The sequence below is a fragment of the Propioniciclava sp. genome, from assembly GCF_029977985.1.
GTDB lineage: Bacteria > Actinomycetota > Actinomycetes > Propionibacteriales > Propionibacteriaceae > Propioniciclava.
Map to the genome: position 1 here is coordinate 15,626 of NZ_JARKOT010000089.1, position 14,711 is coordinate 30,336.

The window sequence follows — 14,711 nt, forward strand, 5'->3', positions numbered from 1 at the left end:
GCCCCCGCTGCGCGTGCAGCGGGGGCGTCCGTCGCGTCCGCCGCGTCCGCCGACAGCCCCCGGCGGTTGGGCCAGAGCGCCGCTCAGCGCCGCGCGCGAGCGCCGGTGACGGCGTCCACCACCTCCCGGACGAGCGCGGCGGCGAGGGCGTCGAGCTCGGGCCGCGGGGTGAGGCGGAGGGGTCCGGTGGTGGCCAGGGCAGCGAACCCGTGGACGACCGACCAACAATGCACGGACGCCAGTTCCGCCGCCGCGGGGGCCACGAGGCCCACCCCGACGAGCCCGGTGAGCGCCTCCTGGAAGAGGCCGTAGGCGGTGCGGCCGGTGTCGCCCGCGGCGTCCGGATGGAGGGCATCGGCCATGGTGAGTTGGGCGAAGAGGGCCACGTCGAAGGCCCGCGGCTCGTCGAGGGCGAAGGCGACGTAGCCGCGGCCGACGGCGTCCAGGAGGGCGAGGGCGCGTTCGGCGGGGGCGGACGCCGTGACCTCCGCCTGGGTCGCCTCGATGCGGCGGGCCATGTCGGCGAGGGCGAGGAGGGAGACGGCGCGAAGGAGTTCGTCGTGGCCGGCGAAGTGGCGGTAGGCGGCGGGGGCGCTCACTCCGGCGCGACGGGTCGTGGCGCGGAGGGTGACGGCGCGGGCGCCCCCGGCTCGGGCGAGCGCGTAGCCCGCGCGTACCAGCGAGGCGCGGAGATCACCGTGGTGGTAGGAGCTCCGGGGCGGTTCGGAGGAGGGGCTTGCGGCGTCCATGGTGAGCACTCTACGATCCATACCAGGCGATGTGAACAATGTAAACATCGCGTGTCCGGAAGGGAGACATCACATGTCCATCACCATGAGTCCCTACCTCAACTTCGCCGGCAATGCCCGCGAGGCCATGGAGTACTACCACGGCATCTTCGGCGGTGAGCTGACCGTCACGACCTTCGCCGACTTCGGCATGGAGAACATGCCCCCCGAGGGCACGATGCACGCCGAGCTGGCCACCGACGCGTTCAAGCTCTACGCCAGCGACGCCATGCCCGGAGCCGAGACCACCTGGGGCGGAACGCGCAACTACATCGCGTTCATGGGCGACGACGTGGACACCCTGAAGGGCTGGTACGACGCCCTCCTCGCCGACGGGTCCGCCGGCATGCCGCTCGAGAAGCAGGTGTGGGGCGACATGTACGGCGACGTCAAGGACAAGTTCGGCATCGAGTGGATGTTCAACATCGCCCTGCCCGACGGCTGGGCCGAAGGCGGCCGATGAACACCGGACGCGCCCGCCGCGAGACCCGCGGCGGAGTCGAACACCTCGTGCTGACCCGCACGTTCGACCTGCCGGCAGCCGAGCTGTGGCGGCTCCTCACCGACCCTGACGAGCTTTCACGCTGGTTCGGGACGTGGCGGGGCGACCCGGCCTCCGGCGAGGTCGAAGTGCGGATGGTCTTCGAGGGCGACGAGGCGCCCTGGGAGGCCCACGCGATCGACGCGTGCGAGGAGCCGCACCACCTGGGGGTGCGCTCGCTCGGCGAGGATCCGTGGATTCTCGACCTGCGCCTGTCCGAGTCGGCCGGCGTCACGACCCTCGATTTCGCCCAGCGATCGACGCCGGGCGACATGGCCGACATCGCCGCCGGCTGGGACTACTACCTCGACCGCCTCGTCGCCGTCGCCGCCGGGGGCGAGGCCGCCGAGGTGACGTGGGCGCCGTACGAGCAGCTCATCGAGGAGTACCGGACGGTCCTCGGCGCCGGTTGAGCGATCGTTGCGTCGCCACCGCGCCACTCGGCCCGCCGGCAAGCCAGGGCGAGCGTGGCTCCGTAGGGAGGTTCCGAGACCATGGCGTCCATCGCGACGCCCATCGCGGTCAGCGCTCCTCGCTGCCTAGACTCGGGCCATGGTCTTGGGACTCCCCCTGCACCCCCTGTTGGTGCACGCTGCGGTGGTGCTCGTGCCGCTCAGTGCGCTGATGATGATCGTGGCGGTGGCGGTGCCGTGGTGGCGGGGCCGCTACGGCGGCCTGTCGGTCCTGGCCGCGGTGTTCGCCGCGGGCGCAGCGCTGGCGGCTCGCGCATCGGGCGAGGCCCTGGCTGACGTCCTCACCGAACCCGAGCCGCACGCCCTGTTCGGCACCCTCACCACCCTCTCAGCCGGCGCGCTCGCGGTGTTCGCGGTCGGGTGGTGGTTCCTCCGTCGCCGGGACGCCGCCCGTTCCGGTCAGCGGGGGGTTCTCGGGGCGCTGAGCGGAGCGCTCGCCGTCGGAGCCGCGCTGGCCGGCATGGTCTTCGTCGTCCTCGCCGGCCACTCGGGCGCGACGGCGACGTGGACGGCGCGCCTCGACGCGAGCACCGCGTCGCCCGCACCGGCGGCGTCCGAGACGACCTACTCGATGGCGGACGTGGCGGCGCACGCGAGCGAGGAGTCGTGCTGGGTCGCGGTGGACGGCGGCGTCTACGACCTCACCGACTGGATCGGGCAGCACCCCGGCGGACGTCAGCGGATCCTGAACCTCTGCGGGACCGACGCCACCACCCAGTTCCGCACGCAGCACGACTCCGCGCGGCGTCCCAACGCCGCCCTGGACGCCCGCCGGATCGGCAGGCTGGGCTGAGCACGTTTTTGACATAGGAAATCGCGTCACGTGCGACGAATCCCTATGTCAATAAAGCTATGTCACAAACCTGCGGTCACTGCCGCCGTCCCCGACGGTGCGGCTTGTGCGGGGCCGGCCGCGGGTGCACGTTTGTGACATAGCGTTTGTGGGCACGTGCCCACAAACGCTATGTCAAAAACGTGATCTCCCGGGGGCAGGAAAACCTACGCCGGCAGGAGCCGGCCGCGGGAGGCGGGGAAGTCGACGTCGACGACATCGCCCTCCGCGAGCACCTCGTCGGGGTTCGGGTCGCTGACCTCGGCGACGATCGTGCCCGCGTCGGTGTCGATCTCGTACTCCACGAGGGAGCCGTAGAAGACCGCCGACAGGATGCGCCCGCGGCGTCCGTGGACACTCTCCTCCGGACCGTCCGCCTGCGCCGGCCGGACGACCACCGACTCCGGCCGCACCAGCACGACGTGCGACGACGCCTCCGCCGACCCCGGCGCGGCCGGGATCTCCCGCTGAGTGCCGAGCACGTCGACGCGTGCCCTGTCGTCGAGCAGGGTCACGTGGCCGGGGTCGAGGAAGTTCGCCGACCCGATGAAGTCGGCCACGAAGACCGTCTCGGGGCTGCGGTAGATCTCGTCCGGCGTGCCGACCTGCTCGATGCGGCCATGATTCATCACGACGATGCGGTCCGAGAGCGCCATCGCCTCGTCCTGGTCGTGCGTCACGTAGAGGGCGGTGATGCCCAGCCGCTGCTGCACCGACCGGATCTCGCTGCGCATCTGCACGCGGAGCTTGGCGTCCAAGTTGCTCAGCGGCTCGTCGAACAGCAGCACCTTCGGCCGCATCACCATCGCCCGCGCCAGCGCGACGCGCTGCTGCTGGCCGCCGGACAGCTGGTTCGGCGCACGCTTGGCGAACTTCACCAGATCCATCGACGTCAGCACGCTCTGCACTGCCTCGTCGATGGCCGCCTTGTCCATCTTCCGCAGCCGCAGGCCGTAGGCGACGTTGTCGTACACCGACAGGTGCGGGAACAGGGCGTAGCTCTGGAACACCATCGACATGGGCCGCTTGTCGGGCGTGAGCCGGGTGACGTCGGCGCCGTCGAGGGTGATCTCACCCGACGTCGGCGTCTCGAAGCCCGCCACCATGCGCAGCGTCGTGGTCTTCCCGCAGCCGGACGGCCCCAACAGCGTGACGAGCTCGCCCGGCCGGGTCTCCAGGTTGATGCTGTCGACGGCGCGCGTGAGGCCGTCGCGCCCTTCGAACTCCTTGACGAGGTTAACGAGTCGGATGCGTCCCGAGTCGTGGTGGCGTTCTGTGATGCTCATGCTCCCCCTCCCAGGGATGCCCGGACGTCTCCGCGTCCGTGGACGATCAGGCTCATGACCCCCATGACCGCGACCACGATGAGGAGCAGCAGGGTGCAGAAGGCGAACGCATTGCCGAAGCGGCCGGCGTCCACCTCCGCGAGGATCTGCTTCGTCATGATCCGCGTCTGGGGGGTGGTGATGAAGATGATGGGGCTGAGGGTCGTCATCGACCGCGCGAACGCGTAGATGAGGCCCGTGAGGAACGCCGGCCGGATGAGCGGCATCGTGACGGTGCGGAACGTGGTCACACTGTTGGCTCCCAGGGAAGCGGACGCCTCGTCGATCGACGGGTCGATCTGCTGCAGCGCCGCGATGCCGGAGCGTTGGCCGGACGGGATGGATCGGATCACGTACACCATGACGATCGCCATGGCGCCGCCGAGCATGGCCGCGCCGCCGCCGAGGGCGGGCAGGAACATGCGATTGCCAATGATGAGCGGCGTGTTGAAGGCGATGGCGTACCCGATGCCGACGACCGTGCCGGGCACCGCCAGGCCGAGCATGCCCAGGAAGTCGAGCCAAGCCGCCCCGCGCCGCACCTTCCGGACGACCAGCCACGCGATCACCATGCCGAGCAGCCCCGCCACGGGGGTGGCGATGAGGGCGAGCACCGTGGTGTCGAGGATCGCCTCGTTGCCGATGCCGCTGAGCACGTACCGGAAGTTGTCGAGGGTGAACTCGTTGTTGACCCCGAGGATCTTCGTGAACGCCCCCAGCAGGACGGTCACATAGACGCCCAGCACCGCCACGGTCAACACGACGCCTGCTGCCAGCAGCGGGATCCGCCCGGACGGGTGCGTGATGAGCCGCCGCTGGCCAGCCGGCTTGCCGGTCACGGAGACGGCGCTCTTGCGGCTCACCCAGTACTGCTGGATGAGGAACACGAGCAGCGCCGGCACGAGCAGCACGAGCGAGTACGCGGACCCTGCGGCCACGTCGTACTCGCCGGTGATCGCGATGAACGCCCGCGAGGCCAGCACCGTGAAGTCGCCGCCGATCACGAGCGGGTTGGCCAGGTCGGCGATCGCCTCGACGAACAGCAGCAGGAAGGACGCCGCGAAGCCCGGGATCATCATGGGCACGGTGACCTTCCAGAAGGTCTGCCACTTGGACGCCCCCAGGTTCGACGATGCGTCCTCCAGGGCAGGGTCGAGGTTTTCGAGCATGCCCTTGAAGTTCATGTAGGCGACGGGGAAGAACGACAGGACGAGGACGAGTGCGAGGCCGGGCAGCCCGTAGATGTTGGTCTGCAGCCCGAACAGCCCGTGGGTGATGATGCCGCGGCGTCCGAGCAGCGTGATGATGGCGGTCGCCACCGCGAAGGGCGGCGACACGACGGGCAGCAGGCAGATCAGGTGGAAAGCCTTCTTCCAGCGGAAGTCGACCATGACCTGGATGTAGGCGGCGAGGAAGCCGAGCACGGTGCCGAGCGCGCCCACGACGGTGCCCAGCACGAACGTGTTGAGCACGATCTGGCGGTTGACCGGCGAGGTGAGGACCGACGTGACGACCGACCAGCCGCGTTCGCTGAACGCCTCCCGGAAGATGGACGCCAGCGGGTAGAGGATCAGCAGCCCGAGGATGGCGATGACCAAGCTGACGACGGCGATCGTCACCCAGTCGGTCGCCCGGCCCCGGGCCCGCCGGCGTCGCGGGACGCCGGCGGTCGGGACGGCGGCAGCAGCAGCCGTCGGGGTGCTCGTGGTCACGAGCTCACTCCTTCGGCTGGGCAGCGACCTCGGTGTCGAACCGGGCCGTCAGTTCCGCCTTGGCGGCCGCAGCAGCTGCGAAGTCGTAGTCGACGAGCTTCACGCTGTCCAGGTCGACCATGCGCGGGTCGATGGCGGCGTCCGGGTTCGTGGGCAGCTGGTACGAGCCGGCGCTCGGGCCGAGCTCCTGGGCTTCCTTGGTGAGCGCCCAGTCGACGTAGGCCTGCGCGGCCGGGGCGTTGTCGGTGCCCTTGATGATGGCGACGCCGCCCACCTCGTAGCCGGTGCCCTCGGACGGGAAGGAGACCTCGAGGTCGGTCATGCCACGCTCCTTGTAGAGCACGCAGTCGTGACTGAAGACGATGCCCACGGCAACCTCGCCGCGGCCGGCGACCTGCCCGGGGGCGGTGCCCGACCCAGGTGTACTGCAGCACGTTGGCGTGCAGCTTCTTCATGTAGTCGAGGGCGGCGTCCTCGCTGCCGAGACGGGTGACCTGGGTCCACAAGGTGGTGAACGCAGTGCCCGAGGTCGACGGGTGCGCCGTCGACACCTGCGACTTGAGCTTGGGGTCGAGCAGCGACTCCCACGAATCGGGCAGTCCCAGTCCGAGTTCGTCGAGGACGGCCTTGTTCGAGCAGAAGCCGAGCGTGCCGACGTAGACGCCCGTCCAGGTGCCGTCGGCGTCCTTGTACTTCTCGGGGATCGCGGCCGCGTTGGGCGACACGTAGGGCTGGATGAGGTCCTGCTCGGACGCCGCACCGAACCCGTCGGCGGGCCCGCCGTGCCAGACGTCGAACTCGGGGGCGCTCTTGGTGGCCGCGAGGCGCGCCACGGTTTCGCCGGAGCTGAGGCGCACGAAGGACGCCTGGATGCCCGTCTCGGCGGTGAACGCCTTCGTCCAGGCGTCGCACACCTCTTCCATCGCGCCGCAGGCGACGGTGATCGAACCGGACGCCGCCCCGCCGCTCCCTGCGGTGGTGCCGGCCGTGCCGGTCGAGCCCGATTCGACGACGCAGCCAGTGAGGGCGAGCGCGAGTGCTGCAGTGCCGCCGGCGACGGCGACCAGTGAACGGTTTGCCATGATGATCTCCCTTGACCTGCCCGGGGTGCGGGCCTTCACGGCATGGGAGTCTAGGAACGGCGTCCGGGGTGTGGGTGGGCCGGCGCAGGGCCGAACGTCACGATTGCGTGATGGTCGTCACCGGCCGGGCTCGCGGATCACGAGCCGGTAACCGCGGCCGTGCTCGGACTCGATCTCGACGCCGCCGCCCGGCTCTTCGAGCTTGCCTCGGAGGCGGTAGACGGCGGTGCGGAGTGCGGCCCGAGCGCCCCAGCCCTCGCCCTCGTGTCCCATGGCGTTGGCGAGGACGTCGAGGGGGACGGTCCGCCCGGGGCGTTCGGCGAGCAGGCAGAGCAGTTTGAACTCGGTGGGGGTGAGGTGGAGGTCGCGATCGCCGAGGCGCCCGAGGGAGAGGGCGGCGTCGAGGACGACGTTGCCCGCCGCACGGCGCGTGTGGACCACGGGACGCCGCGCCCGCTCGGTGCTGCGCCGCAGGATGGCGCCGACCCGTAGGACGAGTTCGCGCGGGCTGAACGGTTTGGCGATGTAGTCGTCGGCGCCGGCCTCGAGACCCCAGACGCGGTCGACCGTGTCGCTGAGGGCGGTCAGCAGGATGACGGGCACGTCCGAGGTTTCGCGGATGCGGCGGCACAGGTCGACGCCGCTGCCGTCGGACAGCATCACGTCGAGGAGGACGAGGTCGACGGGTGCCGAGGCGAGGGCGCGCCAGGCGGCGTCCGCGCTCGTGGCGGTGAGGGTGCGGTGACCGGCGGCGTCCAAAGCGAGTTGGAGCATGGACACCATGCGCGCCTCGTCGTCCACGACGAGCACCAGCGCCCCCTCGGTGTTCACTCGCCCAATCCTCGCAGGTCGTCGGGTTCACGGTCGCCCGGGCCGCCGCTGTCGTCGAGGCCCGAGGGGAGACTGCACAAGATGGTGGTGCCTGCTTCGCTCATGGAGTCGACGAGGCAGCGGCCGCCGTGGAGCTCGACGATGCGCTGGGTGATGAGCATGCCGAGGCCGTGACCGGACGGGCTCTTGCCGGCGAGGGTGCGGCGGAACAGGTCGCGGGTCTGTTCGGGCGACATGCCGGTGCCGTCGTCGCTGACGCTGACGAGGACGCCGCCGTCGGTGCGCCGGACGCGGACGGCGATGCGGGCGTCGGCGCCGGCGTGGCGGGCGGAGTTGGTGACGAGGTTGGTGAGGGCCTGGGCAATGAGTTCCTGGTCGCCGAGGATGCGGGCGGCGGCTCCGCGTGCGGAGTAGGTGATCTGGTTGGGGTAGAGGTGCCGCAGGTCGCGGACGACGGCTCGAGCGACCCGGCCCACGTCGACGCTGGTGGTGCGCAGGTGGAAGATCTGGGCGTCGATGCGGGCGTCGGCGAGCAGGTCGGCGGCGAGGGTGGCCATCTCGGAGGTCTTGACGCCGATGGTGTCGACGAGCGCAGCCTGCTGCGGGGTGAGTGCGCCGGCGGTGCCGTCGGCGAGGAGTTCGCTCGCGCCGCCGATGAGAGCGAGCGGCGTCTGTATCTCGTGGCTGACGACGGAGACGCGGTCGGCGCGCTCGCGGGCGATCCGGCGCCAGCGCTCGTTCTCGACCGTGAGCGCCAACGCCCGCCGCCGCCACCGTTCGGCGAGAAGCAGGGCGACGACGGACAGCCCTGTCTCGTGGGGGGTCCACTGATGGCACAGGTCGAAGGCACCAAGTATGAGCCTTTCACTCAGAGTCGTACACATCTCTACCCAGGCTCCCGTCTCCACCAGGCTCCCGCCGCGATCCCCGGGTCACCGGAAGGTTGTGAGTTTCGACCGATTCGGCGCTGTGAGCCGTCCGGGTGCGCCGCCGGCCGCCCTCGGACGCGCCTCAGCCAGTGTCCTCGAGCTCGGTCACGCGCCAGTTGCGCATCGGACGGCGGTCGCCGCCGTACCGTGCGGGCGGCACGAACTCCGGGAGCCCGTCGAGCGCCATCCGAACCTCACTGGTCGCGCACACCGTAACGGGCGGGTTCAACCATCCCGTGGTGATGTCGGCAAAGCAGGACGAGGTTCGAAAGGTCGGTGCGGCCGCCGCACCACCAGGGAACGATGTGGTGCGCCTCGCATCGGGTCGCGGGGACGTCGCAGCCCGGGAACGCGCAGCCGCCGTCGCGCACGGTCAACGCGACGCGCTGGGCGGGCGTGACCAGCCGGGCTTCGCGTCCGACGTCGAGCGGCTCCGAAGCGCCACCGAGTACGGCAGGAATGAGGCCCGCCCGGCAGCACAGCTGGCGCAGCTCGCCGGCGGACAGCTTCGCGTCCGGCCCGATCAGCCCGGCCCCGGCCCCGGCCGCGTCGGCACGGAGCTTCTCGTAGTCGAGGGTGACCACAACGCGCGCCGAGCCGACACCGTCGCCGGGCTTGGTGTCCGCGGCCGCGCGGACCAGGCTGGTGAGCGCGTCGGCACGGCGCTGCTCGGGCGTGGTGACCGTGAGCAGCGGATCGCGGGTCTCGACGGCGGCTCGGCGCAGCTTCTCTGTGTGGGCGTCGATCAGGGCGATGAACTCCGCGCCGTCGACGCGGGGCAGCGACCCCTCGAAGTGCATCGACCCGCCCCGGTGCCAGTAGCGGAAGGATCGCCCCCGCACGGCGGCCTCGTGCTCGCGCTGCAGCTTGGTCTCCAGCAGTTCGTCGGCGTCGGCGGGTGCGACCCTGGCGAGCACGGTGGCGGCGGCGCGGCGGAGCTGGTCGGCGTCCATCCGATCGGCGAGCTCCACCATGACCTGCTCGGCGTGGGCCTGTTGGGAGGCGTCGAGTTGGGGCGCCAACTCGTCCAGCACCCGTCCGATCGCCCGCGACTGCCCCGACGTCACGCGCCCGCCGGTGGCCGCATCAGCCAACTCGGGGTGCTCGGCCAGCTCGCGTCCGGCCCGGACCGCGGCGTTCGCCTCACGCCGGGACAAGACCTCCCCCGTGCCCAGCCACGACGCCAGCGGCGTTCCCGAGGTGTGCTCGGCGGCCTGCGCGCGGTCGGCTTCGCCGACGAGCATCGCGGTGAGGGCGCCGAGCCGTTCGTGCGCGCGTCGGGCCGCGCGTACCCACGCCAACCGGGTGGCTCCGTCGAGACCGCCCCGGGACGAGTCGACCCGGTCGAGCAAGGCGGTGATCTGGTCGATCACGCTCCCCGCTGCCAGCAGCCCCGTCGTGTCCATGAATCAAGTACAACAGCCACCACTGACAGAAATCGAACATACCGACGAACCCTCGAATCTGTGGATAACTTCTCGTCGTCCTCAGGCAGTCGCCTCGGGATGCCAACCACCGACCCGGGGGTTGACCAGTCCTTGACCACCATCGGATTCATCCTTGCCGGGCACATCGGTTCCACCTTGGCGCGTGCCCTCGTCACGCGTGGCTATGACGTCGTGCTGAGCAACTCCCGCGGGCCCGAGACCCTGTCCGGGCTGGTCGCAGGCCTGGGCCCGAACGCACGCGCCGCCACTTCCGAGGAGGCGGCCGGCGCGGCAGACATCGCGGTGGTCACGATCCCGCTGCGGGCGATCGGCAGCGTCCCGGTTGAGCCGCTGGCCGGCAAGGTCGTGATCGACACGAACAACTACTACCCGCAGCGCGACGGCCGGATCGCCCCGCTCGAGGACGAGTCGACCACCACGGCCGAGCTGCTGCAGGCGCACCTGCCCACCTCGAAGGTGGTGAAGGCGTTCAACCACATCAGGTTCGGCGACATCCTCGACGACGCCCGTCCCGCCGGCACGCCCGGTTCGAGATCTTGAGCGAGCTGAGACTGTGCGAGGTGACGTCGGCCAGGCCTGGAGCTTGCATTGATATCATTGCAACATGACCGCGATCACCATCCGCAAGCTCCCGGACGAGACCAAGCAGAAGCTGCGGCTGCGCGCCGCCGCCCACGGACGCTCGATGGAGGCAGAGGCCCGCGACATCCTCGTCACGTCGCTGAACCAGCCGGCCGGTGCCGACATCTCGTGGATCCAGCAGTTGGTCGAGCTCGGACGCAGCGTCGGTGGCGTCGACCTTCCGATCGATCCGAGGGACGCCGCGCGAGCGGCCGAGCTGTGATCGTCCTCGACACCAACGTCGTCTCCGAGGCCCTCCGCGGCCCGGACGCCGACCCGCGCGTCCTGGCCTGGCTGGACGGCCTGGCCGAACCGCCTGTGACCACCGTGATCACGCGAGCCGAACTCCTCGCCGGCATCGCCCTGCTCCCCCGAGGCGCCCGCAGAGACGGCCTGGAAGCCGGAGTCACCCGAATCCTGTCACAGCTCGGCGTCTGCCTCCCCCTCACCGATGAGGCCGCCGGCCACTACGCAGCCATCGTCGCGACCCGACGCACCCTCGGACGTCCGGCGGCAGGCTTCGACGCCCTGATCTGCGCCATCTGCCGCTGCACCTCCGCCACGCTGGCCACCCGCAACACGCCCGACTTCGAGGGCATGGGCGTCCCCCTCGTCAACCCGTGGGACACGCCCGTCGTTCCCTGAGCCCGTCGAGGATGCCGGCTTCGACGGACGCACCCAACGACGCCTCGGCTCGCCGAGGGCACTCGTCGGGACGCGCTCGCCGCAGGAGCCTGGTCGGGCAGGCGGCCGTCGGCCAGAAGAACGCCGGGCGTGCGTCTAAAAGAAAGAGAAGTGCTTGGCCAGAAGAAAGCTCATGGCATACTTGGCCCGTGGTCACCATCGCGACGCCGCCGCTCGGCGAGGTGCTCCAGCGCCGTGCGGAGGGTCTCGTACGCGAGGCGATGGCGGACACACGAGTGGTTCTGGTCAACGGTGCACGGCAGTGCGGAAAGAGCACTCTCGCGGCCGTGGTGGCACGCGACTCCGGTGCGCAGTGGCGCAGCCTCGACTCCGCGACCTGGCGGCAGGCGGCGATCAATGATCCGACAGAGTTCGTCGCCGGGTCTTCGGCCCTGGTGATCGATGAGGTGCAGCGCGTCCCCGACCTGCTCCTGGCGATCAAGGAGTCGGTTGACGCCAACCCCCGCCCGGGCCGGTTTCTGCTCACCGGCTCGGCACGACTGCCCGGCATGAAGAGCGTGCCCGACGCCCTGCCTGGGCGCATGGAGACCATCGAACTGTGGCCGCTGTCGCAGGGCGAGATCGACAAGAGACCCGCCGAGACGTTCGTGGACGCAGCCTTCGCTGACGGTCCCGACCTCAGCCACACCTCATCCGAGACCCGCGCAGGGTATGTCTCCCGGCTCGTCCGCGGAGGATTCCCCGAGGCGGTTGCACGGCCCGAACGACGCCGACAGCGATTCCTGGACGAGTACGTGTCCGACCTGATCAACCGGGACGTGCTCCAGGTTGCCCAGATCGAGCGTGCGCAGGACCTGCGCCGGCTGCTGAGGCTCGTCGCTGCGCGTTCAGGTCAGTTGCTGGTGCCCGGGAATCTCGCGAACGGCCTGACGATCACCGCGCCGACCGTGCGGCGCTATCTCGACCTCCTGGAGGAGGTCTTCCTGATCAAGCGGATCCCGGCGTGGGCACGGAGCCTGTCGAGGCGGGAGGTGGGCACTCCGAAAGTTGCCCTCGTCGATTCCGGCGTGGCTGCCAACGTCCTCGGCCATGACGCCGCCGGGCTGCAGCTCCTCGACAGTCCGCTGGGTGGACTTCTGGAGGGATTCGTGGCGATGGAGTTGGCTCGGCAGCTGACCTGGTCAGGCGAGCGTGCCGACCTGTTCCACTACCGGACGAAGGACCAGGTCGAGGTGGACATCCTGCTCGAAAACCGACAGGGCAAGGTGGTGGCCATCGACGTGAAGGCGGCGTCCACAGTCCGGGCCGACGACTTCCGCGGCATCAACCATCTCGCCGGGCGGATCGGCACTGACCTCGTCGTCGGGATCGTCCTCTACACCGGTACGGCCACCGTGCCGTTCGGGCCCCGGAACCGGGCCGTCCCGCTGGCAGCACTCTGGGAGGCGTGAGCCGCGACCCCTGTCCCGCGCCCAGGTCGCGGATCCCGGTCAGCCGTGCGTTCGAGCGAGGCGGTGGTCTCCCCCAGCCCGCTCAATCCTCGGGGACGCCGCCGAGCATGGTGACGGCGGCGGCGACCCCGCGGGCGACGGTGCCGCGCAGTCCTTCGGGGACGACCACGTCGCCCGTCCCGTCCGGCTCCAGGACGCCCACGTCGACCAGGTACCGCAGGGCGTGCAGCGCGCGTGCGTCGAGCAGCCGGTCGAAGTCGTTGTCGTACTCGGGGGTCTCGACCTCGTCGGGGGCGAGCGCGTTCAGCAGCCGGCCGAGAATGAACCCGGTCACCTCGTCGGCGAACCGCGCCGGGCGGTGTTGCAGATCCTCGCAGATGAACCCGGCCACGGTCAGCCCGACGACGGTCTCGGCCAGTTCCAGCGGCGGCAGCGACCCGGCCGACCAATCGGCCGCGGACGGCCCTGCCACCACCCGGGTGCCGTTGACCCGGATCAGGTCCGCCCCGCCGAGCGCCATCCACCACGAGGGCAGCAGGGGGACGTCCTTCATCGCGCGGGCGCGGAGCGCACTCGCCGCCGGGGTCTCCGGCCCGCCTTCGACCTCGAGCAGCGCCGGCGCGTCCGGAGCGTCGGTGGACGGTTTCGCCGCCCCGATCGCGGCGATGCCGAGCAGCCCGGCGGCGTGGGCGATGTCGACCCGTTGCACACCGCCGGACGGCGCGACCTTGCGTCCGCGCCCGATCCACTCCAGCAGCTCGCCGACCCGCGCGCAGAGCACCGTCCCGGCGAGCGCCGTCCGCCGCACGTCCTCGTCGAGCAGGTCGCTGTCGGCGAGCGCAGCGTCCAGGATGGACGCACCCGGGAACGAGTCCTCGACGATCGCTGCCTCGAGCTGGTCATGGACGTCGACCCAGGCCACCGGCTCGCCATTGGTCTCCTGCTGGAAGTGGACGTAGTCGTGCAGCACCTCGAGCGCGGCGTCGACCGTTCCCTCGGAGTCCGGCGCCTCGGTGCCGGCCAGAAGGTCGATCAGATGTCCTACACCCGCCGGCGTGCGCGGATCGAAACCGTAGTGGGCGGCGACCTTGAGCAGCTCGGCGAAGAAGCCGGACTCCTCGCGGGGGCTCGGGGCCGCGATTTCGGCCTGCCGGCCGAGCCAGCGCTCGAACTCCCGCACCAGCGAACGGTCCGAAGCCCTGCTCCCGGACACACCGCGCCCCCGCGCCCCCGGTCCTGACGCCGACCCGGACGCACTCCGCGCCGAGCCGATGTCACGAACCCCCGACGCGGGCACGCCGGAGGAGGCTGAACGCTTCACGAACGGTGAACCGGCACCGGCCCCACCCGACGGCGGCCCACCCACCACGGGCAGGTCGGGCAGGCTCGCGTTGAAGCGCGCAGTCGCACGGGCAAGCGCAGCGTTCAGGGTGTCCAGATCGAGGCCGTCGGGATCGTTGAGATCGACACCCTCCTCGGCCAGGAACGGCGCGAGCTCCCGCAGCATCTCGTCCGCCAGCCCCGGCTTGTGGACGACGCCCGCCGCGGTCAGCGCAGCCCTCGTCGCCCGGTGTTCTCGTCGCTTCTTCGGCACGTCCCGGAGCCTACCGGGACCGCCTCGACAGCTCGCTCCCGCCCACCGGGCGACGAGAGCTCGCGTTGTCATCACCTCAAGCGCGGAAAGGATGATCGGCCAGCCCGCTGGGGCTGATTGAGGATCTGGATGGTGAGGGCCCCCGCCGATCCGGGGGTTCCCACACCATGACCACCATCGGCTTCATCGGTGCCGGCCACATCGGCTCCACCCCCGTCCCGGTCGAGCCGTTGGCCGGCCTCGACGATGCCCGCCCCGCCGGCGCACCCAGGCGCCGCGGCCTGGCCGTGTTCGCCGACGACACCGACGCCGCCGAGACGGTCGCCGGGATCGTGGACGCGATCGGCTTCGACCCGGTCGTGGTCACCCCGCTGTCGGAGGGTTGACGGATCCAGCGCGACACCCCCGGCTACGGCGTCCGGCGCACCGCGGACGAACT

At 70.7% G+C, this 14,711-nt stretch carries 15 protein-coding genes and 2 pseudogenes; 8 read left to right on the top strand and 9 right to left on the bottom strand.

What is annotated here, in order from left to right; translation table 11 throughout:
- Window positions 1–83 precede the first annotated feature (83 nt).
- Window positions 84–749, bottom strand: coding sequence for a TetR-like C-terminal domain-containing protein (locus tag Q1K57_RS05170; RefSeq protein ID WP_300079732.1), 666 nt, complete (start codon window positions 747–749; stop codon window positions 84–86).
- Window positions 750–822: 73 nt separating this feature from the next.
- Between Q1K57_RS05170 and Q1K57_RS05175 the strand changes: the two genes are divergently transcribed.
- From Q1K57_RS05175 to Q1K57_RS05185, 3 genes are all read left to right on the top strand, one after another.
- Window positions 823–1,251, top strand: coding sequence for a VOC family protein (locus Q1K57_RS05175; protein ID WP_300079734.1), 429 nt, complete (start codon window positions 823–825; stop codon window positions 1,249–1,251).
- Complete coding sequence (locus Q1K57_RS05180; RefSeq protein ID WP_300079736.1) at window positions 1,248–1,742, top strand: SRPBCC domain-containing protein; 495 nt, start codon at window positions 1,248–1,250, stop codon at window positions 1,740–1,742. Before Q1K57_RS05175 ends, Q1K57_RS05180 begins: the two co-directional genes overlap by 4 nt.
- Window positions 1,743–1,881: 139 nt before the next feature.
- Window positions 1,882–2,595, top strand: coding sequence for a cytochrome b5-like heme/steroid binding domain-containing protein (locus Q1K57_RS05185; RefSeq protein WP_300079739.1), 714 nt, complete (start codon window positions 1,882–1,884; stop codon window positions 2,593–2,595).
- 206 nt (window positions 2,596–2,801) lie between these two features.
- Here the strand turns inward: Q1K57_RS05185 and Q1K57_RS05190 are convergent, their stop codons facing one another.
- The 7 genes and pseudogenes from Q1K57_RS05190 to Q1K57_RS05215 all read right to left on the bottom strand — a co-directional run bounded on the left by Q1K57_RS05190 (window position 2,802) and on the right by Q1K57_RS05215 (window position 9,919).
- The gene (locus Q1K57_RS05190) at window positions 2,802–3,920 is read right to left on the bottom strand and encodes an ABC transporter ATP-binding protein (RefSeq protein ID WP_300079741.1); all 1,119 of its coding nucleotides are present in this window, start codon (window positions 3,918–3,920) and stop codon (window positions 2,802–2,804) included.
- Complete coding sequence (locus Q1K57_RS05195) at window positions 3,917–5,671, bottom strand: iron ABC transporter permease (RefSeq protein ID WP_300079743.1); 1,755 nt, start codon at window positions 5,669–5,671, stop codon at window positions 3,917–3,919. Before Q1K57_RS05195 ends, Q1K57_RS05190 begins: the two co-directional genes overlap by 4 nt.
- A gap of 4 nt (window positions 5,672–5,675) precedes the next feature.
- Window positions 5,676–6,059 (bottom strand): annotated as a pseudogene (locus Q1K57_RS05200) (ABC transporter substrate-binding protein); the annotation flags it as partial.
- Between the two features lie 43 nt (window positions 6,060–6,102).
- Window positions 6,103–6,753 (bottom strand): annotated as a pseudogene (locus Q1K57_RS15700) (extracellular solute-binding protein); the annotation flags it as partial.
- Between the two features lie 117 nt (window positions 6,754–6,870).
- Window positions 6,871–7,584 carry a response regulator transcription factor gene (locus tag Q1K57_RS05205; protein WP_300079746.1) on the bottom strand — a complete coding sequence of 238 codons (714 nt, stop codon included), beginning with the start codon at window positions 7,582–7,584 and terminating at the stop codon, window positions 6,871–6,873.
- Window positions 7,581–8,468 carry a HAMP domain-containing sensor histidine kinase gene (locus tag Q1K57_RS05210; protein WP_300079748.1) on the bottom strand — a complete coding sequence of 296 codons (888 nt, stop codon included), beginning with the start codon at window positions 8,466–8,468 and terminating at the stop codon, window positions 7,581–7,583. Before Q1K57_RS05210 ends, Q1K57_RS05205 begins: the two co-directional genes overlap by 4 nt.
- 239 nt (window positions 8,469–8,707) lie before the next feature.
- The gene (locus tag Q1K57_RS05215; RefSeq protein WP_300079752.1) at window positions 8,708–9,919 is read right to left on the bottom strand and encodes an HNH endonuclease signature motif containing protein; all 1,212 of its coding nucleotides are present in this window, start codon (window positions 9,917–9,919) and stop codon (window positions 8,708–8,710) included.
- A gap of 132 nt (window positions 9,920–10,051) precedes the next feature.
- Between Q1K57_RS05215 and Q1K57_RS05220 the strand changes: the two genes are divergently transcribed.
- The 4 genes from Q1K57_RS05220 (at window position 10,052) to Q1K57_RS05235 (ending at window position 12,678) form a co-directional block, all read left to right on the top strand.
- Complete coding sequence (locus tag Q1K57_RS05220; RefSeq protein ID WP_300079755.1) at window positions 10,052–10,501, top strand: NAD(P)-binding domain-containing protein; 450 nt, start codon at window positions 10,052–10,054, stop codon at window positions 10,499–10,501.
- Between the two features lie 64 nt (window positions 10,502–10,565).
- Window positions 10,566–10,805, top strand: coding sequence for an Arc family DNA-binding protein (locus Q1K57_RS05225; protein WP_300079758.1), 240 nt, complete (start codon window positions 10,566–10,568; stop codon window positions 10,803–10,805).
- Window positions 10,802–11,227 (top strand): type II toxin-antitoxin system VapC family toxin, encoded by a 426-nt coding sequence (locus Q1K57_RS05230; RefSeq protein ID WP_300079762.1) that lies wholly within the window; start codon window positions 10,802–10,804, stop codon window positions 11,225–11,227. The genes Q1K57_RS05225 and Q1K57_RS05230 overlap by 4 nt, the downstream gene beginning before the upstream one ends.
- A 188-nt stretch (window positions 11,228–11,415) precedes the next feature.
- Window positions 11,416–12,678, top strand: coding sequence for an ATP-binding protein (locus Q1K57_RS05235; protein ID WP_300079765.1), 1,263 nt, complete (start codon window positions 11,416–11,418; stop codon window positions 12,676–12,678).
- Between the two features lie 82 nt (window positions 12,679–12,760).
- Here Q1K57_RS05235 and Q1K57_RS05240 read toward each other — a convergent pair whose 3' ends face one another.
- Window positions 12,761–14,272: a hypothetical protein gene (locus Q1K57_RS05240; RefSeq protein ID WP_300079768.1), complete on the bottom strand. Its 1,512-nt coding sequence runs from the start codon at window positions 14,270–14,272 to the stop codon at window positions 12,761–12,763.
- A 167-nt stretch (window positions 14,273–14,439) separates the two neighbouring features.
- Between Q1K57_RS05240 and Q1K57_RS05245 the strand changes: the two genes are divergently transcribed.
- A complete protein-coding gene (locus tag Q1K57_RS05245) occupies window positions 14,440–14,658 on the top strand; it encodes a hypothetical protein (protein ID WP_300079770.1) in 219 nt (72 codons plus the stop codon).
- Window positions 14,659–14,711: the final 53 nt, after the last annotated feature.

Bases quoted from the DNA above. Each gene is read 5' to 3' on its own strand.
- Q1K57_RS05170 (WP_300079732.1), bottom strand. From the start codon at position 749: ATGGACGCCGCAAGCCCCTCCTCCGAACCGCCCCGGAGCTCCTACCAC.
- Q1K57_RS05225 (WP_300079758.1), top strand. From the start codon at position 10,566: ATGACCGCGATCACCATCCGCAAGCTCCCGGACGAGACCAAGCAGAAG.
- Q1K57_RS05190 (WP_300079741.1), bottom strand. From the start codon at position 3,920: ATGAGCATCACAGAACGCCACCACGACTCGGGACGCATCCGACTCGTT.
- Q1K57_RS05175 (WP_300079734.1), top strand. From the start codon at position 823: ATGTCCATCACCATGAGTCCCTACCTCAACTTCGCCGGCAATGCCCGC.
- Q1K57_RS05245 (WP_300079770.1), top strand. From the start codon at position 14,440: ATGACCACCATCGGCTTCATCGGTGCCGGCCACATCGGCTCCACCCCC.
- Q1K57_RS05185 (WP_300079739.1), top strand. From the start codon at position 1,882: ATGGTCTTGGGACTCCCCCTGCACCCCCTGTTGGTGCACGCTGCGGTG.
- Q1K57_RS05210 (WP_300079748.1), bottom strand. From the start codon at position 8,468: ATGTGTACGACTCTGAGTGAAAGGCTCATACTTGGTGCCTTCGACCTG.
- Q1K57_RS05215 (WP_300079752.1), bottom strand. From the start codon at position 9,919: ATGGACACGACGGGGCTGCTGGCAGCGGGGAGCGTGATCGACCAGATC.
- Q1K57_RS05180 (WP_300079736.1), top strand. From the start codon at position 1,248: ATGAACACCGGACGCGCCCGCCGCGAGACCCGCGGCGGAGTCGAACAC.